The following is a 21,106-nucleotide window of genomic DNA, read 5'->3' on the forward strand; positions in this document are numbered from 1 at the left end:
TCCGAGCTCGACGCCTGCCTCGTTCCAGAGCGCGACTTCATGCCCGGCCGCTGGCGCGACCTGCCCGATCCCTTTCCGAGCTGGGAACGGCAGGCAGCATGAACATCGAGTCCCTTGTGGCGGCGCTGTCGCGTCCGCAGCCGCATCGCAGCTGCACATGCCATTCCCGACTGAACTATCGTCCACCCCTGCATGATGGGAGTTCAATATCCGAAGATCCGGCAGCGGAGGCTAGCCGGCAAACGGCTGGAGAGGCCGAAGAGCCGCGGCAATCGCATCGAGACCGTCGGTCAAAGTAGTCTGCCCTGACTGCAGGATGAGCGGCGACTTGATCTCGACGATGCGGGTTATTTCTGACCCCTGGACTCGCTGCCCGACCGGGCGCCTCCTGATCTTGTCCGGCACGTCCTTCATGCCGCACCAGGAGGTAAGAATGATATGGGTGCGGCCGCGATGACGTCGTCCGGCGCAACGATGCAGTCCTTGGCCGCTTTCGCCTTCACGATTTCTGAAATGACACCATGGCCACCGGCTATGCGGATGAGTTCCGATAACCGACCACCTGCACAACCGTAATATTTTCGTTGTTTCCGTCGATTATAGGTTCCGCATCACTTCTGATTCGGGGGGCCAGATGGCGGATTCAGCACAAGAGCCAAATCTTTCGTTCGAGCAGCAAATGGCGGTGGAGCGGCCCGACGCCGGCCCCGTGCCCAAGAGCGCTGCGGACTGGGGCATCAAGGATCTGGCCATCCTGCCCGGTGATGTCCAGGAGACCCGACGCCTTCGCATCCCGAAGTTCGAAGGTCTGCCGGCCGACGCCAGCACCATGTTCGAGGAGCTCTCCGTCACCCTGGAACAGGTTGTCGGCTCCAACGATCTGCGGCCGGCCTGGTGGCTGGAGGAGGGGGCAGCTCGCTCGCGCGCCGTCTGCAAGATCGACGCTTCTGGTGTCGACTACAAGGGGCGCTCCGGCACGTGGAGCGGGTCCGGCTTTTTGGTCGCGCCGGGTATACTTTGCACCAACCATCACGTCCTCAACAGCAAGGAGGTCGCTGCCCGCAGTCGCGCGCTGTTCGATTTCGCCGCCCTTCCCGACGGGAGTGTGCGACAGGTCTCAACTTTCCGCCTGCGTCCCGATCTCCTTTTCTGGACCAGCCCGGTCGTCGCCACCGGCGGCAAGGGCGGTCTCGATGTCACGTTTGTCGCCGTCGAAGGCCAACCCGGCTCGACCTTCGGCAGCATTCCGCTTCTGCGGCAGGCCTTTGTGGTAGCTGACGAAGACAAGCTGAATGTCATCCAGCACCCCAACGGACGCCTCAAGGAAGTCGCGATCCGCAACAACACGGTGGTGTTCCAAAACACCCAGGTCATCCAATACCAGTCCGACACCGAGGCGGGCAGTTCGGGCGCGCCGGTGATGAATGACGGTTGGGAGCTCGTGGCGCTTCACCATGCGGCGAAAGACAAGTCGAACGAAGGCATCAAGTTCTCGGCCATCGCCGCTGCTCTGGAACTGGAGGCGCAAACCGGCAACGCAGAAGCGGCGCGGCTTTTCGAACTTTTCGCCGGCACGGATGAACTGGTCGGGTTCTTCGGCACCCTCGGTCGCACGGTCGTCCAGAACGACAGCGGTATGGAGCGGGTCGTCGATGCCTACAAAGGCGAGGATCAGGACCTCGATATCGGCTTCTGGAACATCGAATGGCTCAACAAACGCTGGCAGGACAAGCTCGATTCCGTCGCGCGTATCATTGTTGAAATGAACCTCGACGTCTGGGTGTTCGTGGAATCGAGCCTCGAAGCAACCGAGGCTTTGGCCCGGCATTTGGAAACCAGCTATCAGACCAAGTCCTGGGGGGTGCTCGCCAGCCAGGACGCCGCTTCAGAGCGACAGATCACCACGGTAATGTGGAACAAGAGCTCGGTCGGGGTGGCGGCGAAAACCTGGCCTGAGAAAGTCGAGCGCTGGTTCCAGGTTGACAGCCGTCAATTCGATGATCTCGGCCTCGAAGCGGTCCACGGCAAGGTGTTCGACCGCTATCCGGCGCTCTACGAGGTGACGGCCAAGATTCACGGCATGGATTCGACGTTTAACCTCGTCCCCATCCATCTGAAGGCAAAGGACGAGGGCAGCCTGCGCCGGCAGATGGCGGCGCGCCTGCTCGCCGAAGCGGTCGCCGAGCTCGCCCAGGACCCCGGCTTCGACAACGACTGGATCATCGGCGGCGACGCCAATGCGACCCTGGCATCCGGAGACCTCGACGCGCTGACCTCCGTCGGCCTGACCGCGCTCACCGCCCAAGATGCTTCGGACAAGCAGATCACCTACGTCAAGGCGCCCTTCAGGTCGCTGATCGACCATGTCTTCATCTCGCCCAATCTCGTGCCGGACGGCCGGGATTTCATGATTGTCGCGCTCGACCGAACCATCGACCGATTCCTGGAAGTGTCCGATCACCGCCCGATCCTCTTGCGTCTGGCCGCCACAGGGACAGCGGATGCCGCGCCGTCTGTCGGTCAGCCATTGACCGACGACGAGGCGCGGCGCCTGTCACGCGGTCTGCGCCGGCGCAACGAGCCGGTGACCGGGGCTCCGACACTGGCGGAAGCTCGGGCACGGCTTGCCGACAGGAGCACCTACTATGACGACGCCGCCGACGCGGTCGTCCGCGAGGCCTATTGGACCGGGACTTCGGCGGGTACAGCGGGCTTCACCCAAAAAGTTGCCGGGACTCTGAAGCAAACCCACACCACGCCCTTAAACTACGGGCCTTCAAAGCACGTCTATCCGTGGGTCGACGTCCGTCCGAACGCGATGGTACAGAGCATCTATTCCGGCTTCGAAGCCACACCCGAATATTTCATCCAAGCCGACGCCGAAGTGGAGCGGCTGCGGACCGAGGCGCGCGAGGCGCTTCTGGAGCGCGGTGTGCTTGAATCCACGGAGATGGAAGCAATGCTGGAAGCGCAGTTCCAGTACAATTGCGAGCATGTCGTGCCGCAAAGCTGGTTCAGCAAGAAGGAGCCGATGCGCGGCGACCTTCACCATCTCTTCTCGTGCGAGCCGCGCTGCAACAGCTTCCGCTCGAACTACCCGCTGGTTCAGCACGAGTTCGAAAGAACGATGCAAGATTGCGGGCGAGTCGAAGACGACGCCTTCGAGCCCAAAGGTGGGAAGGGCGCAGCTGCGCGGGCGACGCTCTATTTCATGCTCCGATATGCCGGCTATGTCGGCAGGCGCTATGCCGGCCAGCGGCTGAAAACGCTTTTGGCTTGGCATGAACAATTTGCCCCCGACGAGTGGGAAAAACATCGCAATGCGGCGATCTACGTCCTGCAAGGCAATCGGAATCCGCTGATCGATTTCCCCGAATGGGCCCTGCGCCTGCAGTTCGAAGGCTGACGAAATCGATCATGTCAGGGAGCACACTCGCTTGGGGAAGTGGCCGGGACAAGTGTCGCTTTGCACTTACTTTGAAACGTGCACTTAAATTGAGAATCCCAAGCTCCGCCATTCTCAAATCAAATGCCCAACGCGAACCAAACCGACGCATTCTCACGATAACTCCCAAGTGGCAGCGGTGCTCCTGACGTTAGGCGCGCCTATGCAGGTGCGCCGACGATTGCGCCGGAACACCTTCGCTGTGCCTGCAATCAGGGAACTGATTGCATCCGTGAAACACCGTCCCGTCCCTGTTGCGCTTCCCGACCATCTGGCCCACCAGACAAGCGGGGCATTGACGCAAGGCAGACCCTTCGATCGTCTCGTAGCGCACCTCTTCCCCGGCTATCTCGCAAAGTTCCCGGATATAGCGGGAGGGCTGGCGGCTGTTGGTGATGAGATATACGCCCCGGCTGGCGCGCGTGAGCGCGACGTAGAACAGGCGTCTTTCTTCAGCGTAGGCGAAGGTTTCAGGCCGGGGAATGACCAGGTTGAGCAGTTCATCGTCCTCGATGCGGCTCGGCACGCCATAATCGCCTTCACTCACATCGAGCAAAACCGTGTAATCCGCCTCAAGCCCTTTGGCCCGATGAAAGGACAGGCCCGAAACCTCGATATTGGCGAAGGAAGGCGGGATTCCGCCAAACGGATCGAGCAAATTATACCGCCATAGAACCAGAATCTTGAGTTTTGCATCTGGCTCGTTGCGCCACTGCGCGGCGATGCTGCCCAGAGCATGGTCGAGCCGTTCGAGCAGGCAATGGCAAGCCTGGGCGAAGTCGGGCCTGCCGCGTTCGTCGTCAATGGGAATGACCCGGATCGAACGCGGAATGGCAGGCCGTGTCGAGCGAACCGACTTCGCGATCTGTTCGGGATTGCGCTGGACGAATCTGGCGGCCGTCTCGGCAATGAGCTGATTGCAGCGATAGGTCTGTTCCAAACGTCCCTGCCAGCTTGCCCCGAAATTGGCCTCGAATTGAGTGAAGATCGTGATGTCTGATCCGGCAAAGCGATAGATCGACTGCCAGTCATCTCCGACCGCGAACACCTTGCTGAATGCCTTCTGCTGCTTGAGTGCTTTGATGAGATTGGCGCGCGGCTCGGAGATATCCTGAAACTCGTCGACAAGGATTAGGGAATAGGGACTCTGATACCGCCCGGTTTCGACCAGCCGGACCGCGTCGGCAATCATCGAATCGAAGTCGATCCGGTTGGTCTCTTCCAGCCTTTGCGAATAGCCCCGTGTGATCATCCACACGACGCGGGCATAGAGCTTCGCGCGCTCCTTGTCGTGTAGTGTCCCGGCTCGCTCGAGCAGCATGTCGAGCGTTAGATGGCTGGCGCGAATATGCTTGATGCAGGTGGAAATGAGCTTGTGATAGTGCTTGATCACCACAGGCTCGACCGCCTTCGTGATCTCGGCATAGCTCTTGCGCTCGAAAGGAACCGCGCGCCGCGCCAACTCCGCTTCGAGTGTGCTGAGCAGCGTCTCGCTGCTAGCCTGCGCCGAAGTGGTCTCGAAAAAATCGATCTCTTTACGGTGATAGGCCTGCCGTTTGCTCTCAGCGTGCTGGACATAATCCGCAATGGGTGAGGTCCCATCGGCGTTGAGCGCGAAATGCTCGTGCACCGTGTCGGTCAGCGTATAGTAGAAGTCGGGATGCAGATGGCGGACCGTCCCGTCATCGTCCTCGACCGCAATCTGCCGTTCATAATCGAATGCGACGGAATGCAGCCAGAGCCAGTTGACGATCTTCTTCTCCTGCAGCGATTTGACGATGACGCCGGCAAGCGAGCCAATTGTGGCCTCGCCCTTCCTGAGACGGTCCGACACATAGCGACGGTAGTCTGCCTCCGTGTCGAAGACCTCGGCCGGGATGTCCGCCTTGGCATGCACCACGAGCAGGTCGCACCACAATCGCGCGAATTCCGGATCGGTCTCGACAAGGCTCCGGATAATCTCTTCGATGGCCCTGGCTTCGCCGGCGGGATGATCGACCCAGTTGGCAAGCTGGGGCGGGCGTCCCTCGACGTCCTCGATGATGCCGCGTCCAAGCGCATGAAACGTCTCGACGCGGCACTTCAGAGCGCTTTCCTCGACCTGTAGCTGTCGTGCGATCCTGGTCCTGAGTTCATCGGCTGCGCTCTTATTGAAAGCCAGAAGCAGGATCTCATCGGGCCGGTAGAGCTGCTTTTCCAGGACATAGGCCACCTTGCCGACCATGGTCGCGGATTTGCCCGACCCGGCCGAGGCGACGAGCAGATTGTTATCCTCCAGACGGATACAGGCTTCGCGTTGCTGATCGGAAAGGGAGCGTCCGTCGAGATCGTCGAAAAATGGCTGGAACTTGCGCAATTCCGCGGCAACGAAAGCTTCATTATAGGCGTGGCGAACGCACGGATCGGTCAGCATGGCGAACGAAACCGGCAGGGAGGCCTTGAGCCCGGCCGGCATCAATTGTGGATCCAGAAGCGGGTGAGAAAGTGCGGCAGCGGCGCTGCCGGGCACGCTGGCGATGGCCCGGCCGAGATCGGCCTGCGCGAGATACTGTCTGTTGCCTTCGGTGATCTCCCGAAGCCTGGCATCGACATCGAGCAAATGATCCGTCTCTGTGCCGATGAGGTCGAAGAGATGGGTGTTGATGAACGCATGAAGGTCTGCGGCCAGTTGCTCGGACGCGTCTCCCGAGAGACCCGACAGATTGTCCGTTCTGCCGCGTGCGCGGATCTCGACGGTATGCCACAGCAGCGCCTTGCTGGTCGAAATCGACACGATATCGAGGCAGCTGAGATCAACATCGCCACCCTGGCTCAGCCGAATGCGCCCGGACAGCTTGGGGTCCAGGGTCAGCTTCCATTTTCCGGAAGGAAACATCCGCGCAAGGAAACCAGGGCGGTATGTGCGCGCACGGCCAGATAGCAATTTACTCAGTGCCACATTCGATATGTCCAGTAAATCAGGGCTCCCAAGGAGCTGATTATCATCAACATATTGAGATGTTCAAAATCATCGCGGGCAATCGCAATGAAATGTTCGCTGAGACGCTTCGCGGCCACAGTTCTGTCCCGGGATCTCGGGTCATCCTGGCATACGCTAGTCAGTGAGCTGCTTCGATTGTGTGTCACAACTATCGTCAGGCTGCGGTCCTACGCGTCATATTGGTTGTGAGTTGATAGACGCCGCTTGGAGGTGAGCAAATGGTTCGAGATTGTTCCCAAGCCCTTGCGAGCCCTAGTGTGTTATGCATGGTAAGCTGGTGGCTGAACGAGATCACCGCCGAGCAGATGGACGCCAGGACCACTCTCGAGGTTTACATCGCCGTTCCGCCGGCGCTGGAGTGGAACGGGCCGCCGGCCTCGAGGCCGAGCTCGTCGAGATGATCCGACCGCCTTTGGAACAAGATGGGGGTAGAGGCATGATGAAGCGTTGGCAGCGTGTCTCCATGGACGCGAGCGCCGAGGACGGGATCACGATCATTCGCATCACGCGCGGCCGCAAGGGCGACGCCATGGCTAGTGTGGAATCGTTGGAGTGGTTTGAGCCGGACGGTCACAAATACACCGGCTACGCCGCAGCTCAGGAAACGGGGCGGCGTCCGGCCGTGGAGGTGCTCGCCGACTTTAAAAAGGTGCGGGCAGTCGTTGCGCTTGAGAGCGACGACATTTGGGATCCGGCATGGGGTGACCTGCTGCCAATCGGCCGTTAACCGTGCCCGACAATAGTGTGCACACTATGCTGCTGAAGTGGCGAATGAATGCCCCCGCAAAACGCGTTCCAGCGCCGCTGAACAAGGAGCCCCCGGAACTAAAAATGGCCGGGCTCGAATGCGGCCCGGCCAAAAGAAGGTTAAAACCTTCAGAGGGGAACATCATTCAGCGGAATGGGAGGAAACCACCGAACGACTTTGCCTTTCTGAGCTTATTTCAGCGTCTTGGCGACGAATAATGTTCCAAAGAATGCCCCGGACAGCAAAAATTCGTACTCCGCACCACAAAAACCTTCAAGAGCGCACTGCGCCGGTTTCGTGAAAGATCGGCAAGGCGGCGTGCCCCGTCGGGATGTGAACTCAGCCGGCCTTTCAGGATATTGGTGCCGACATCCCGGAACAACGGGTTGCTTCGCCTTGTACTTACCTGAAAATCCGTGGACCGGCATCCGCCTTTCTCGGCCATCTGCATCGCAGCTGCCGTTATCTTCTGGCTCTGATCAATGAGTCCTGGCCCTGGTTTATCAGAGGCGAAAGATAACACTTATAAAGAATTACCTGACACTGTCATCTTGTGCACTGCGCCTCATCAGGGTGATTTCACCAGGGTACTTAGGTAGCGTATTGGCGGGTTAACGTGCTGCATCTCCAGAACAATATTCTCGAAATGATCGCCAGGGGCGAAACGCTCGAAGCGACGACGGACCGTCTTTGCCACCAGATCGATAAACTGTTGCCGAGCGTCAGGTGTTCCGTTCTGCGCGTTGACGGTAACGGCTTGTTGCATCCCCTCCCAGGTTCCAGCTTCCCGAATGAATATATGGCTCTTCTCGAAGGCATGGTGATCGGCCCGCTGGTGGGCTCCTGCGGCAGTGCGGCCTATCTCGGAAAAGCCGTGGCTGTGAAGGACATCGCGACCGACCCGCGCTGGATCAACTTCAAGGAGCCAGTCCTGGCGCTGGGCCTGAAGGCCTGCTGGTCGAGCCCGATCTGCGACGCAGAGGGCGCTGTGCTCGGCACCTTTGCCCTGTACTTTACGGAGCGGCGCGGCCCCACCCCGCGCGAGGAGGAGGTCGTCGCCTCGTCTACCTCACTGTGCGCCATCGCGCTTGAGCGTCACCAGCGGGTTATCGAGCGAGAGCGCGGCGCCTATGTCGATGCCCTCACCAACCTGCCGAACCGGGCGAGTTTGGACGTCGCCCTGGAGCGGCTGTCCTGTACCCAACCGAGCGCCTGGGCGGTCCTGATCATCGACCTCGACAACCTGAAGACCATCAACGACACCTTCGGCCATGCGGCCGGCGATGCTTTGCTACAGGCGGTGGCGTCACGTCTCGCCGAAAGCGTAGCGCCTGACCGCGTGTTCCGCATGGGCGGCGACGAGTTCGCCGTGATCCTTCAGCGAGCCGGAGCGCCCGCCGGCATCGAGAGCGCGGCGCATCGTATTCTCGACACTCTGGCTGTGCCCGCCGACTGCGACGGGCATATGATCCTGGCACAGGCTACCATCGGCGGCGCAGTGCTGTCGGCGGGGGACGATGCGAAAAGCGTGCGCCAAAACGCCGATTTCGCGCTCTACCACGCCAAGGAAACGTCGCGAGGCGGCTTCGTGCTGTACTCGCCGGGAATCGGCAGCGCAATCAAGACCCGGATCGAGGTGATACGCGATGTTGACGTGGCCTTGCGCGAAGGTCGGATCGACGCGTTCTACCAGCCGATCCTGCGGCTCGACACCCGTGCGATCGTCGGCATGGAGGCCCTCTGCCGCCTTCGCAAGCCGGATGGCGAGATCGTTTCCGCCGCTGCGTTTCATCAGGCGACCTCCGATGTCAGCGTCGCCTCGCATCTGACGGAACGCATGATGGCGATCGTCGCAGCGGACGCGCGCTCGTAGCTGGATCAAGGTATTCCGTTGCAGCATGTCGGCATCAACATTACCTCAGCCGATTTTTATAGCGGCACGCTTTACGCGCGTCTCGAAGCCGCCTTCGGCCGCGAGAACGTTCCATTGAAGCATATCATTTTGGAGGTCACGGAGTCGGTCTATCTCGGCCAGCGGGATCCGGTCGTCGCTCGGGAGATCAAGGCGTTGCGGGCCCATGGCCTGCGCGTCGCGCTCGATGATTTCGGAACCGGCTTCGCTTCGCTCACGCATCTGCTGACGGTGCCGGTCGATATAATCAAGATCGACAAATCCTTCATTGATCGCCTTGTCCAGGGAGACCCGAGCCTGGCGATCGTCGAGGGCTTGGTCGGCATCGCCCACAAGCTCGACATCCAGGTCATCGCCGAAGGCATCGAGAACGAAGCCCAGGCCGTTTTACTTGCGGAGATCGGGTGCCAGCTGGGTCAGGGGTATCTGTTTTCGCAAGCGGTACCACGTCAAATAGCGAAAGGCCTTTTGAAGCGGTTCGGGCGACCACCTGCTGAGGAGACTAGGATAGCGAGCGGCATAGCGAACTCAATCGATCTGATCGCCTGACAGAAATCCTTCCTGGGGTGGCTTGAACAGCCGATAAAGAATGCTGCGGCGCCCCGCAGAAAAGAGTCCGGAAAGGAACCAAACATGCGCCTGCCATCCGCGTCACAGCTTATTCGCAAGGCTTTCGGTCGCCCCGGGCCCGGGCAGTCACCGGCAGGCCAGGCTATCCGTTCGGACATTCTTCCGGAAGAAACGGATTTCCGGATGCTCGCCGAAAACAGCGGTGACATCATCATGCAACTCGGGCCGGACACGAAGGCACGCTACGTTTCACCCTCATGCACCCGACTTCTGGGATGGCTGCCGGAGGAAATGGTTGGGCATGGTCCGGAAATGTTCGTCCCGCCGGAGCATCTTCAAAACATCGCTGCGGCAGCCGCGCTCTTGCTTGCCGGGGCAGATGAAGGCGAGCCGCTTGCGATCGAGATCCGGCGGAAGGATGGGGAAACTGTCTGGGTGGAGAGCAAGGCGCGCATCGTCCGTGATCCGCTAACTGGCGTTCCAGGCGACTTCGTCCTGATCATGAGAGATATCACAGAACGCAAACGGCTCGAAGAACAACTCCGCTCGCTTGCGATGACGGACGGACTGACCGGCCTGGGCAACCGCCGAGCCTTCGACGAGACCTTGGATAGGGAATGGCGACGCACCGTTCGCAGCGCTGGACAGATGTCTTTGCTATTGCTCGACATCGATCGATTCAAAGGTTTTAACGACAAATACGGCCATCAGGTGGGCGACGATTGTCTTCGCGCGGTCGCCGCCGCCATGAGAGACGTGATTCAACGTCCTGGGGATCTTGCGTCTCGATACGGCGGGGAAGAACTCGCCGTCATTTTGCCTGATACCGATGGCGAGGGAGCGCTTGAAATAGCGGAACGGCTGAGGCTCGCAATAGAAAACCTCGGGCTGCCTCATGGCGACAATCCGGAAGGCGGCGGACGCGTCACAGTCAGCATTGGCTCAGCGACGGCACTGTCACGATCGGGCGGGACAATCAGGATGCCGGAAGGCCTGCTTCTCGCCGCCGACACCGCCCTTTACAAGGCCAAGCACAAAGGCCGAAACCGCGTCGAAGTCGCACTGCTCCTCGCATCGGAAGGTCCCGACGCGGTCTGATCAAAGGACGCTACAGCCTCGCGCACCGACGCAGCCAGAAGGTTCCGATTTCGTTGGTCTGGGCCATACGCACGCATTGAGCGCGGTTGCGTGTTTTCGGCCATGAGCGATCCATTCCCGACGAGATTGACGAGGCGCTTTGGGATGAAGCGTGCCGGCGTGTTTGGTCGCATGTGGGACGAAGCGTATGAGCGGGGTGACGGTATCGCCTCGCCAATCAAAAGCAGCGCCTCGCCTTCGGAAGGAAGACCGTGACACAATGAATAACACCGTGCAGGCCATTTGAGCGATAACTGGCAGCGATGCGAAGATGAACACAATTCCTCAGCGCGCGTCCCAGCTTTTAATCGCTGCGCAGAATTTTTGCTTCGAGCGCGGCTGCCACGAAAGCTCTTCGAGCAGCTGGTGGATGAGCCTCACCACGCAATACCTGCAGACAGGCGTCCATCGCTACCTTCCGTTTCTCGGTCTGACGATGAAGATCACGCAGCAAGATAGCGGCTGCATCACTAACATCGAACACGATACGCTCTGAGCTGTGGCGGCTAACCTGAACAACGACTGGCCTCTCAAATCTCCTCAAGCCGGTCATCCACCGCTCCTCCACAGCCATCATGCGGCAATGGCCTGGGTCGCACTTCTTTGTCCAGCCGAACGGTTCCGCTGCACCTCCGTCGCATGGCCACCAGCGACCGATGTGCGGTGTCTGGTTCAGGGTCGGGGTGAGATCTGCCGTTTTGCGGTTAATGTTGAGAACTGCTCCTGCTTTCGGCTATCTGTGAAATCTCAACACAATGCCCTCCTCGGCGTGCCCTGCGCCAGCCTCACACACGGCGCCGACGCCTACGCTCGCACTTTTCCACAGCCCGACTTGCAGGCAGCGAGCCACTGCATGGCGGAGTTGCATCTTCCAATATGGCGGCCCGTTTCGCAAAGCCGAAAAAGGCATTGCGCGCTGCGCTTACAGGTTTTCGCCCCTCGTATGCATCATAGCACTCTCTGAGGGCGGCTTCGTGAATCAGGTCTCTGCGATCTTCTGGCCATTCATTGAGGAAATCGACAGCGTCAGCAAGGCTGGCAATCTCTTGCACGATGTACATTGCACGCTTCACAAAAAGTGGGCTGCTGAAAGCGTCGGGGTTCATTCGGTCCTCCCGACCTGCTGAACAGCTAGTTGCATGAAGAGGCGGCTCATCGACACCCGCCGACCATTGCAGAATGTCTTGTCAGGGCCATGACGGTTCAAGAGGAAAGTGGCGCCTAACATACTGCTGCAAGAGCAGGCTCACAAGGTGGCGCATCTACATCGTTCCGGTCATTGCGGGCGAAACGTTTGAGACATCTCCCGGCCGCTGCGATCTTGCGTCAAAGGTTACCTTGGCCGTGTTCTTGCAGGCCCTTTCCATTTCGAGACAGCTGGGCAAGCTTCACATAGTCGGTAGAAGATCAGGCTGGACAGGGTGCAATTTGGATTTATCGAGCGGACGAGGCTGTGATCCCCAGACCTCAATGTCGCAAGAGAGTGTGGCGGAAAAAGCTAGTGGTGAGCATCTGACGCTTGGTACCCGATGCTGAAGTCCGCTTGTCAGGGTTTGGGCCCGCCTTCAGGGCGGCCCAGGCATCGATCGCTCTATTCAATAAAGGCGCGTCGCCCCGTCATCGTCGATGATGACTTGCATTTCCGCCACCGACTCCGAAAGCTTGGCGTGAGCCACCATCGCCTCGGCCAGCGTCGGCACATTCGTGCGATCCGGCCACTCCTGCGGCTTCCATAGCTTCGACCGGACAATGCACTTGGGACAATGCGTGAAGGCCTCTTCGACGGTGACGATCAGGACCAGTGTCGGAGCCTTGCCGTTCACGGCCAGTTTTTCCTGCAGCGACCGGTCGATCACGATCTTGCCTTTGCCGCTGACCCGCAAAGTGTCGTTGTTTCCCGGGATGATGAAGAACAGGCCGACCTCAGGGTGGGTGAGCAGGTTCTCGAAGGTGTCCAAACGGTTGTTCCCGTAGCGGTCGGGGATCGCGAGCGTGTGGTCGTCCAGAACGGCCACGAAGCCGGCGGGATCGCCTTTGGGCGAGAGATCGAGCAATCCGTCCGCGCCGCGCGTGGCAACCATCACGAAGGGAGAGGCGGCAATGAAGCGGCGGCAGATATCGTCGATATGATCAATAGCTTTTCCTGCCACTCGATGACTAGGCAGTTCGATGATTTCGCGCAAACGCTCGCGGGTGGTGATCACTTCCTCAAAACGGCCGTCCATGTCGGTCTCCTACCCTATTTCACCAACCGCGGTTCGACGCCTGACCTTTGTGCGTCTCGATCAGGATCGCACTTGTGACGGAAACAGGCCCAGTCCTGGAACTGTACCAGGCGGTCTACTTAGCATCCGATCGGATAAGGGGCGCCATCACGCCGGAGCATGAAGCACGTCGACGCCGGCATTACTCGTCCGCGTTCGGTACAAAGTGTGAGATTTTCACATCGAATCTAACACTTGGTGCCCCCGCTTGACGGCGGCGATGATTTTGTGAGGATCGGCGGTCCAGACGAAGGGTTTGGGTTTCAGGTCGTGCTCTGCGAGATAGCGGTTGATAGCGGCCTGGAGGTCGAAGACCGAATGAAAGACACCGCGCTTGAGGCGACGTTTCGAAAGTTTGGCGAAGAAGCCTTCGACGGCATTGAGCCACGAGCACGAGGTTGGCGTGAAGTGGAAGGTGAAGTGCTGATGGCGGTCGAGCCAAGCGCGCACCTTAGGATTCTTGTGGGCAGCGTAGTTGTCGAGGATGACATGGACGGCCTTGCCGGCCGGCAGTTCCGCGTTGACGGCGTCGAGAAAGCGGATGAACTCCTGATGCCTGTGACGCTGCATGTTCCTGCCAATGACGGTGCCATCGAGCAAGTTGAGGGCGGCAAACAGGGTGGTCGTGCCATGGCGTTTGTAGTCGTGCGTCATAGTACCGAGCCTGCCCTTCTTCATGGGCAAACCGGGTTGGGTTCGGTCGAGCGCTTGGATCTGGCTCTTCTCGTCAACCGACAGCACGATGGCGTGGGCCGGTGGGTCGACATAGAGGCCGACGACGTCGCGCAGCTTGTCGACGAACTGCGGGTCGTTGGAGAGCTTGAACTGCCGCGAGCTGTGGGGCTGAAGGCCATGCGCCCTCCAGATGCGGCGCACCGCGCTGGCGCTGATGCCGACCGCGGCCGCCATCATGTCAGCAGTCCAGTGCGTCGTCTCGCCGGGAGGGTCGGCAAGCGTCAGCGCCACCACGCGCTCGGCGACCTCCTGCCCGAGCGGCGGGATGCGCGAAGGCCGCGTCTTGTCGCGCAACAACCCTTCGAAGCCTTCAGCCGCGAAGCGTTCCTGCCAGCGCCATACGCAGGTCTTCGACTTGCCGGTTTGCCGCATGACTTCAACGGTGCCAACGCTATCGGCACTCAACAGGATGATCTCGGCGCGCCAAACGTGCTTCTGCCGCGCATTGCGATCTCCCACGAGTGCCATCAGGCGTTGGCGATCGGTGGGTGAAACGGTGAAGGATATCCCTGTGCGCATGCGCCAGACTCGCATGCGGCGAGAGTCATGGCGCGGTAAAATCGTTGGCTGGTATCCCACGGATTTGACCAACCTCGGATATGCGATCGAGAGCTACTTTGAGCCTGGCTCAGTGCAGATTTATCCAGAGACGGCGATTGATGCATGGACGCCACCGGTCTTGGACAGGGAATGATCGCTTCCCCCATTTCTGCGGCCTTCCTTTATCGCAAATATCCTAAGATTCGCAGCCGCTTCGCGAGCAAGTCACGATCAAATAACGCGTGCTTGTTGTCTAAGGTTAAACTAATCTCATTGATACCGAGGGGTGCCCCGTCAAGGGGCTGAGATACTGTTGGCCGAAGGCAGCGCAGTGACCCTTTGAACCTGATCCGGATCATGCCGGCGAAGGGACGGGTCACACGCCTCTCTCCTTTGCCGGCCTCTTACTCTTAAAAGAGGCCGCAATGACACTAGAAAACCAACATCCACAACCCGGCGTTCAGCTCAGCTTAGCGCCTAGACTTTCGACGTTGACTCTTTTGTGCGCCCTTTCGGTGCTGCCGTTGAATGTCTTTCTGCCATCGCTGGCGAATATCGCGCAGGATTTTCAAGCCGATTATGCGCTCGTGAGCCTGTCGCTGGCCGGTTACGCAATAGTGGCCGTCGCATTGGAACTGATCATGGGGCCGCTATCCGATCGGTTCGGGCGTCGGCCGATCGTCATGGTCAGTCTTGCCACGTTCACGGTCGGATCGATCGGCTGCGCCTTTGCATCCGATATTTGGACCTTTCTTGCGTTCCGTTTACTCCAGGCGGCAATCACGTCCTGCTATCCAATTTCGATGGCGATTATCAGGGATACGGCTGGCAGAGAGCAGACAGCGAGCCGGATCGGCTATGCGGCGATGATCTGGGCGCTGGCCCCTATGATCGGCCCAGCACTTGGCGGCATAGTGGATGAAACCTTGGGCTGGCGGGCGATTTTCTGGGGTCTTGCCCTAGCGGGCATAGTGATGTTTGCCTTGTGCTGGTTCGAACTCGGTGAAACCAACAAAACCCGTTCGGGCACCATCGTCCAGCAATTCCACGCCTATCCGGCACTGTTCCGCGCACCCCGCTTTTGGGCATACGCGCTGTGCATGGGGTTCTCGGTCGGTGCGGTCTACGCGTTTCTCGCTGGCGCTCCACTTGTTGCTGCAATATTCGACGTGTCGTCGGCCTCGCTTGGCTTTTACATCGGCAGCATTACAGCGGGCTTCGTGTTCGGCAGCTTCCTGTCCGGACGTTACGCCGGCCGTTATCCTCTGACCAGCATGATGATAGTGGGGCGCATCGTTGCTTGCGCCGGTCCTGCGATTTGTCTGGTTCTGTTTTTCGCAGATGTCAGGGACGTGATTGCCCTGTTCGGCCCTTGCATTCTGGTCGGCGTCGGCAATGGCCTGACCATGCCGAGCGCCAATGCCGGCGCGCTCTCGGTGCGGCCCGACCTGGCTGGAAGTGCAGCCGGCCTGGCTGGCGCTATGACCCTTGCGGGTGGCGCAGCCCTTTCCTCGATCACAGGGGCAGTTCTGACGGAGGGCAACGCAACCTATGCGCTGTTCTCCATCATGCTTTTTTCCACCGGGTTCGCGCTGTTGGCGGCTGTGCTCGCGGCGCTTGTCGAAAAGCGCAGTTCCATCCCTGCGACATAGATTCACCGGATTCCGATCAACACAGGCGAGGACGAATGAATTGTCCGATCAGGCTCCTATCTTGGCAGCAAGCGCCGTAGTTCGTGACGAGCAGGAGCGCATTCTTCTAGTCCAGCGCGCCAACCCGCCAGATAAGGGGTGCTGGACCCTACCAGGCGGCCGTGTTGATCCTGGCGAAACATTGGAACAGGCCGCTATCCGCGAGGTCTTCGAGGAAACGGGGCTGGTTATCCGAATTGTCAGGGAGTTAGGACAACTCGACGTGCCGGACGGCAAAGGAGGCATCTACGAAATTCACGACTTTCTGGCCGAAAAGATCGATGGGAAAGCTGTGGCCGGTGACGATGCAGCAGCCATTGGCTGGTTTCGGAATGACGAGCTTTCGAAGCTCCCGCTGACTCCTGACTTATTGCAATACCTCAACCGGTATGGCGTCTATTCATAACGTCGCAGAAATCCTAAATTTCGATACATCGCAAAAGTCAGTGATGCATGCGATGCAGAAATCGGGAATTTCGCGGTCTATTATCGTCTATATCGAAGCGGGGAACGCACATGCTCTTGGCGAACATTCAACATCTTCTGCTCGTCTATACCGCATATCTGATCGCGGTCGCCAGCCCAGGCCCCAGCACCATGGCCATCATGGGGGTTGCCATGAACCAAGGGCGCGCGGCAGCCGTGGCATTGGCTTTCGGTGTGGTGACTGGCAGCATGTTTTGGGCGGTTCTGGCCGCAACCGGTATTTCCACCATTCTGACCGCCTATGCCGAAGCTATCTTCGCGATCAAAATCGCCGGTGGCCTCTACCTGCTGTATCTCGCCTACAAATCCGCAAAATCGGCCCTGTCGGCCGATACCCGGCAGACGAAAGCCGCCCCCTTCACGAAGAAGGCGACGCTCTATCGCAGGGGTGTCCTGCTTCATCTGTCAAATCCCAAGGCTGTTCTCGGATGGATCGCGATCATGTCGCTTGGGCTGCGCCCCGATGCCCCGTCCTCCACCTTTCAGGCCATCATAGTGGGCTGCGCCATTCTCGGTATTCTGATCAACGTCGGCTATGCGCTGATCTTTTCAACGGCTCTGATGGGGCGGACCTATCAGAAATCCCGGTGCTGGATCGAAGGCACACTCGCCGCGATCTTCGGGTATGCTGGTATCCATTTACTGCTTTCGAAGCCATAACAAGCGCCTCGCGCAAAGTGTCGCAAATGTCTGTCGCGAAACTCTGACTTTTGCGAGCGAGTTTTGCGAGAGAAATTCCCCTGTAAATGTTCACGATAAATGGCGGGAACCTGATCGCGCTAATTGTCAGTTGCCTGGCCCGATAACGAGGCAATCACGGGCGGCCTGAACAATATCCGGATTGACGTCCTCGACGCGGTTCAGGGTCATGATCCGCCGCATCTGCGCGAACAGGCGCTCCATGAGACGAAAGTTGCCGCGCGTGATACGGATTACCGCCGCCTGCGCCTCAACCGCATCGATCTGGGTCGGGTCGAAACTGATACCGAAATCGCCGGCATGGCTGGCGAGCAGCAAGCGCATCTCTGTCTCGGTGAGAGGCTTGAACTCGTGAACGAAGCCGATCCGCGAATAGAATTGGGCATAGCGGGAAAGGCGCTTCTCCAACCCCGGCATACCCATCAGGATCAATCCGAAGCCTTGCCGATCGGCCATGTCGCGAAGGTGTTCGAGCGACTTTATGGTTAGCCGATCGGCTTCATCGACAATGACGAGGGGACAGGCGGTGCGGGCGGCAGCATAGCTTATGTCCTCCGGCGAGCCTGCGGCGACGGTCAGCCTGGCGTAACCCATCTTCGTCAAATTGGTGGCCAGCGCCATGTCGATCGTCTTGGGCGTATTGCTGACAGCGACGGTATAAAAGATTGCGCGGCAGCGCGCGATTTTCTCGGCGAGCGGCTGAGCGATGACGCTTGCCGCGCCATAGCCTTGCAGGTCTGGGAAGCTGGAGAACTCGCGCGCCGATCGGGTTTTGCCCACGCCCGGCCGACCGTGACACACGCCGATGTAGCGATAGTGAGAGCAGGCTTCAGCAAATTCAACGAAGCGGGCGTGCTCGCGCGTGCTTAAGAACGGTTGCTCGGATGGAAACTCAATCGTCAGTGGCGTAGAGCCGGAGCCCCCGGACAGAAGTTGGCCTGGAAGCTGTATCCTCTTGGTTGCCATCAGCTTCCTCCATGCTGAAAGATTCTCCCCTGTCACGCTTCTTCGCATTTTGGCGCGCACGCTGGATTTCGCGGAGCGACGCGCCGCTCAAATGCTCGGGACTGAGAGCGCGGCAAATGAATTTGCCCTCATGATAAACGTGGATTTCGGTAAGATCGCGCGGGTCGTATAGCACCTCGACCTTCTCCCCGACGAAGGCTGCCAAGGTAGGCTCGACGTAGCGCTGGCCGGCAAGGCGAATGCCGTCCCGCAGCACCTTGCGAGGTTTCGGGACATGTACGAGCAGCATGTCAAGTTGTTCGAGGCTGTCGGGCATTGTTGGCAAGAACCCGCCCTTCTGCCATCTGGCGATGGGCGCTTCACCAGTGCTGCCGTGCGGACGGGGGTGATAGATGCCGCACACGAACGCCTCAAACCGGATACGCAGTTCGCCCAAAGAAAGGGTTGGCGCCGACAGCATCTTGCCCTTGATGAGATGACCGGGCAGTTCGGGCAGGAACATGTCGTTGATGGTCCGGAACAGCCGCTCGATCTTTCCTCGGCCGCGTGGTCTGCCCGGCAATGAATGGATCAGCCTGATCTTGAGCGAAATGCAGGCTTGCTCGATATGCTCGGAGATGAAATCGGAACCGTTATCGACATAAAGCTGCTCGGGGACGCCGCTGACGATCCAATCGGGATTGGATTTCCGCCAGATTCCCTGGCGCAGGGCCAATGCCGTGTTCAAGACGCTGGGCGCATCCAGGCTGATGAAATAGCTGGCGATCGCCCGGCTATGGTCGTCGAGGATAACGGTCAACCAGGGGCGAACTGGATTCCCGTCTCCATCCAGCACGAGAACGTCGAGTACCGTATGATCGGCCTGCCACATCTCGTTGGAGATCGAAGCCTCGCGTCTGTGCACCAGTTCGTGATTGTCGCGGTAGGCTGCCGGATCGGACCCGGCGGCGATCCGGCTTTCGGGAATAGCTCTGACAAGGCGGCCTATCGAAGAGTAACTGGGTGGCTTTAACCCTTCGGCGACAGCGAGCGCCCGCACCTTGCGGTGAATGGCCCGCGATCGGCGGGCGTGGCCGTTTACTCGCCAGCTTGCGCGTCAACTCGGCCAGGTGATCCGGCAGATGCTGCCGGCCTCGATCGCTTCGAATGTCATGGCTGAGCCCGGCGAGGCCGTCATCCCGGTAGCGCCGTAACCATCGTTGCAACGTCCGCTCACTGATGGCTCCGGTTCGCGCGAGTTCCGCGAGCGGGATACTGTCGATCAGGTGAGGTTCAAGGATGCGATAGCGCTCGACTGCCAAAGGTGAAGCGAGCCGCAGGATGGCTCATCGCGGGTCGCCCGGGCAGGCGGTAATGGTCACGCGATCTCCAACACGTTGCCAATTCTACCGAATGCCGGTAAATCTACTCGGTAAAGAAAACTAGGGCAATGAATTTCAGGATAACATGAGTTTTCTTCCTTTTCTCAATGGCCGGGCACTGCTCGTATGAAGATTGGCTATGCGCGGGTCTCGACCATCGAACAAAATTTGGATCTTCAAACCGACGCTTTACGGGCGGCGGGCTGCGAAAAGGTCATCACTGATAAGGTCTCTGGCGTTGTCACTGCGCGGCCGGGGCTTGAGAAAATTAAAGAGCAATTGCGCGCCGGCGATACATTAGTGGTGTGGCGGCTAGACCGCCTCGGGCGATCAATGCGCGATCTCATAAACTGGATGGGCTATCTGGAAGAACAGAACGTCGGGCTGCAAAGCCTGCAAGAGGCTATCGACACAAGCACCACATCGGGCAAACTGACATTCCATCTTTTTGGAGCGTTAGCGGAATTCGAGCGCAATCTGATTAAAGAACGAACGCAGGCAGGCCTGATGGCTGCGCGCGCTCGTGGTCGAAAGGGCGGTCGCCCGCCAGCTCTTGATCGCGGCAAACGCGACCTCGCGGTTCGCCTCTATCGCGAGCGATCGCTGCCCATCGCTAAAATCTGCTCCATGCTCGAGATTTCGAAGCCTACGCTTTATGCCTATGTGCGTGCTGCCGAAAAGACCACGAGCCTAGCGTAAAGTGGCAGCTTTCGACCCCTTCTACGACGCTACCATTCGATATCGGCTTGCTCGGAAGCTGCCATTCGATCATACACAGCCAAATTGAGTTCGCCGTGAGGAAAGAGATGAGCGGCTTCGAGCTACGTCCGGCAAGGAAAAGCGACCTTAGCCGACTGCAACTCATATCCGCGCAGGCTCGCGAACGTTACCGATCGATACCCGAGCTGGCGCATATTGCCGATGCTCCTCCGCTCCCTCCCGACAGGTTCGAGGCCTGTCGTGTTGAGGTAGCCGCTCGTCTGGACGACCCAGAGCCAATCGGGTTTGCGGCCACAAGGACTCTCGACGGACTTCTCTATCTAGACAACATCTCGGTTGTAGCGGATGCATCCGGGCGCGGCATCGGGTCGGCGCTTCTATCCTCGGTCATCGATCACGCAGCCATGTTGCTAGCCCCTGCGGTATCTCTCACCACCTTCAAGCAACCGGCTTGGAACGGACCGTGGTTCCGGAGGCACGGGTTCCAGCCCATGCATGCCGACCAGATCGGTGTCGGACTGCGAGGAGTGATGGAACGTCAGGAGCAAACACTCGATCCAGACAGCCGAGAGACGCTAGTTCGCTTTCTGTAGCGTCTGCTTCCCTGCAACGCCCCCGCTGAGCGGACAGTCGCCTTTCCACCCAATTTGAGCCCTTCCTTATCCGCCAAATAGCGTGATCGGAAAGCCGCCAAAGAGAGTGAGCGTTTACAATTCCCCTTAAATTTCAGGGGTGGCCGATCTGTCGCGAATGTTAGGCAGACCGTGTGGAAACCCGTCCGGTGATCAGGGGTAGGATCGGATCCTGGGGGCTTTTACCGTTTCAGCGGATTTCTCGGTTTCGGACGTTTAT

14 protein-coding genes, 4 pseudogenes and 1 riboswitch are annotated in these 21,106 nt (G+C 59.3%); of the genes and pseudogenes, 10 read left to right on the forward strand and 8 right to left on the reverse strand.

Annotation, left to right across the window (positions count from 1 at the left end; all coding sequences use genetic code 11):
* Positions 1-634: 634 nt before the first annotated feature.
* Positions 635-3,406 carry an endonuclease gene (locus IQ26_RS39345; protein WP_156090974.1) on the forward strand — a complete coding sequence of 924 codons (2,772 nt, stop codon included), beginning with the start codon at positions 635-637 and terminating at the stop codon, positions 3,404-3,406.
* Positions 3,407-3,596: 190 nt separating this feature from the next.
* Here IQ26_RS39345 and IQ26_RS35590 read toward each other — a convergent pair whose 3' ends face one another.
* Positions 3,597-6,320, reverse strand: coding sequence for a UvrD-helicase domain-containing protein (locus IQ26_RS35590; RefSeq protein WP_145723072.1), 2,724 nt, complete (start codon positions 6,318-6,320; stop codon positions 3,597-3,599).
* Between the two features lie 541 nt (positions 6,321-6,861).
* On the opposite strand from IQ26_RS35590, the gene IQ26_RS35595 reads away from it, so the two are divergent.
* The 3 genes and pseudogenes from IQ26_RS35595 to IQ26_RS35610 all read left to right on the forward strand — a co-directional run bounded on the left by IQ26_RS35595 (position 6,862) and on the right by IQ26_RS35610 (position 10,753).
* Positions 6,862-7,152 (forward strand): hypothetical protein, encoded by a 291-nt coding sequence (locus IQ26_RS35595; protein ID WP_145723073.1) that lies wholly within the window; start codon positions 6,862-6,864, stop codon positions 7,150-7,152.
* Between the two features lie 667 nt (positions 7,153-7,819).
* Positions 7,820-9,634, forward strand: a pseudogene (locus tag IQ26_RS35605) (sensor domain-containing phosphodiesterase).
* Positions 9,635-9,718: 84 nt separating this feature from the next.
* A complete protein-coding gene (locus tag IQ26_RS35610) occupies positions 9,719-10,753 on the forward strand; it encodes a sensor domain-containing diguanylate cyclase (RefSeq protein WP_145723075.1) in 1,035 nt (344 codons plus the stop codon).
* A 343-nt stretch (positions 10,754-11,096) separates the two neighbouring features.
* Here the strand turns inward: IQ26_RS35610 and IQ26_RS35615 are convergent, their stop codons facing one another.
* The 4 genes and pseudogenes from IQ26_RS35615 to IQ26_RS35630 all read right to left on the reverse strand — a co-directional run bounded on the left by IQ26_RS35615 (position 11,097) and on the right by IQ26_RS35630 (position 14,310).
* Positions 11,097-11,369 carry a DUF982 domain-containing protein gene (locus IQ26_RS35615; protein ID WP_322791112.1) on the reverse strand — a complete coding sequence of 91 codons (273 nt, stop codon included), beginning with the start codon at positions 11,367-11,369 and terminating at the stop codon, positions 11,097-11,099.
* A gap of 227 nt (positions 11,370-11,596) precedes the next feature.
* Positions 11,597-11,898 (reverse strand): annotated as a pseudogene (locus tag IQ26_RS35620) (DUF982 domain-containing protein).
* 489 nt (positions 11,899-12,387) lie between these two features.
* Entirely contained in the window at positions 12,388-13,017 is a 630-nt protein-coding gene (locus tag IQ26_RS35625) for an MSMEG_1061 family FMN-dependent PPOX-type flavoprotein (RefSeq protein WP_145723077.1), read from the reverse strand.
* Positions 13,018-13,233: 216 nt separating this feature from the next.
* Positions 13,234-14,310, reverse strand: coding sequence for an IS630 family transposase (locus IQ26_RS35630; protein ID WP_145723078.1), 1,077 nt, complete (start codon positions 14,308-14,310; stop codon positions 13,234-13,236).
* Between the two features lie 10 nt (positions 14,311-14,320).
* On the opposite strand from IQ26_RS35630, the pseudogene IQ26_RS35635 reads away from it, so the two are divergent.
* From IQ26_RS35635 to IQ26_RS35650, 4 genes and pseudogenes are all read left to right on the forward strand, one after another.
* Positions 14,321-14,485 (forward strand): annotated as a pseudogene (locus IQ26_RS35635) (hypothetical protein); the annotation flags it as partial.
* A 118-nt stretch (positions 14,486-14,603) separates the two neighbouring features.
* A riboswitch (TPP riboswitch) is annotated at positions 14,604-14,720 on the forward strand.
* 36 nt (positions 14,721-14,756) lie between these two features.
* A complete protein-coding gene (locus IQ26_RS35640; protein WP_145723080.1) occupies positions 14,757-15,983 on the forward strand; it encodes a multidrug effflux MFS transporter in 1,227 nt (408 codons plus the stop codon).
* 40 nt (positions 15,984-16,023) lie between these two features.
* Complete coding sequence (locus IQ26_RS35645) at positions 16,024-16,428, forward strand: NUDIX hydrolase (protein WP_208760285.1); 405 nt, start codon at positions 16,024-16,026, stop codon at positions 16,426-16,428.
* Between the two features lie 110 nt (positions 16,429-16,538).
* Complete coding sequence (locus IQ26_RS35650) at positions 16,539-17,168, forward strand: LysE family translocator (protein WP_145723082.1); 630 nt, start codon at positions 16,539-16,541, stop codon at positions 17,166-17,168.
* A 126-nt stretch (positions 17,169-17,294) separates the two neighbouring features.
* On the opposite strand, the gene IQ26_RS35655 is transcribed toward IQ26_RS35650, so the two are convergent.
* From IQ26_RS35655 to IQ26_RS41355, 3 genes and pseudogenes are all read right to left on the reverse strand, one after another.
* Positions 17,295-18,233, reverse strand: a complete 939-nt coding sequence (locus IQ26_RS35655; RefSeq protein ID WP_276316462.1) for an AAA family ATPase — start codon at positions 18,231-18,233, stop codon at positions 17,295-17,297.
* A 61-nt stretch (positions 18,234-18,294) separates the two neighbouring features.
* Positions 18,295-19,044 (reverse strand): annotated as a pseudogene (locus tag IQ26_RS40835) (transposase); the annotation flags it as partial.
* Positions 18,947-19,474, reverse strand: a complete 528-nt coding sequence (locus tag IQ26_RS41355) for a helix-turn-helix domain-containing protein (RefSeq protein WP_240547415.1) — start codon at positions 19,472-19,474, stop codon at positions 18,947-18,949. The gene IQ26_RS41355 and the pseudogene IQ26_RS40835, both read right to left, overlap by 98 nt.
* Before the next feature lie 186 nt (positions 19,475-19,660).
* On the opposite strand from IQ26_RS41355, the gene IQ26_RS35665 reads away from it, so the two are divergent.
* Together IQ26_RS35665 and IQ26_RS41745 are read left to right on the forward strand one after the other, a co-directional pair.
* Entirely contained in the window at positions 19,661-20,233 is a 573-nt protein-coding gene (locus IQ26_RS35665) for a recombinase family protein (RefSeq protein ID WP_145723083.1), read from the forward strand.
* A 107-nt stretch (positions 20,234-20,340) separates the two neighbouring features.
* Positions 20,341-20,847 (forward strand): GNAT family N-acetyltransferase, encoded by a 507-nt coding sequence (locus IQ26_RS41745; protein ID WP_145723084.1) that lies wholly within the window; start codon positions 20,341-20,343, stop codon positions 20,845-20,847.
* The last annotated feature ends 259 nt before the right edge of the window (positions 20,848-21,106 follow it).

Origin of the sequence: Mesorhizobium tianshanense, assembly GCF_007830515.1 — a bacterium.
GTDB lineage: Bacteria > Pseudomonadota > Alphaproteobacteria > Rhizobiales > Rhizobiaceae > Mesorhizobium > Mesorhizobium tianshanense.

Coding starts and splice junctions, on each gene's coding strand:
- IQ26_RS39345 (WP_156090974.1), top strand. CDS start 635: ATGGCGGATTCAGCACAAGAGCCAAATCTTTCGTTCGAGCAGCAAATG.
- IQ26_RS35590 (WP_145723072.1), bottom strand. CDS start 6,320: ATGTTTCCTTCCGGAAAATGGAAGCTGACCCTGGACCCCAAGCTGTCC.
- IQ26_RS35595 (WP_145723073.1), top strand. CDS start 6,862: ATGATGAAGCGTTGGCAGCGTGTCTCCATGGACGCGAGCGCCGAGGAC.
- IQ26_RS35610 (WP_145723075.1), top strand. CDS start 9,719: ATGCGCCTGCCATCCGCGTCACAGCTTATTCGCAAGGCTTTCGGTCGC.
- IQ26_RS35615 (WP_322791112.1), bottom strand. CDS start 11,369: ATGATGGCTGTGGAGGAGCGGTGGATGACCGGCTTGAGGAGATTTGAG.
- IQ26_RS35625 (WP_145723077.1), bottom strand. CDS start 13,017: ATGGACGGCCGTTTTGAGGAAGTGATCACCACCCGCGAGCGTTTGCGC.
- IQ26_RS35630 (WP_145723078.1), bottom strand. CDS start 14,310: ATGCGCACAGGGATATCCTTCACCGTTTCACCCACCGATCGCCAACGC.
- IQ26_RS35640 (WP_145723080.1), top strand. CDS start 14,757: ATGACACTAGAAAACCAACATCCACAACCCGGCGTTCAGCTCAGCTTA.
- IQ26_RS35650 (WP_145723082.1), top strand. CDS start 16,539: ATGCTCTTGGCGAACATTCAACATCTTCTGCTCGTCTATACCGCATAT.
- IQ26_RS35665 (WP_145723083.1), top strand. CDS start 19,661: ATGAAGATTGGCTATGCGCGGGTCTCGACCATCGAACAAAATTTGGAT.
- IQ26_RS41745 (WP_145723084.1), top strand. CDS start 20,341: ATGAGCGGCTTCGAGCTACGTCCGGCAAGGAAAAGCGACCTTAGCCGA.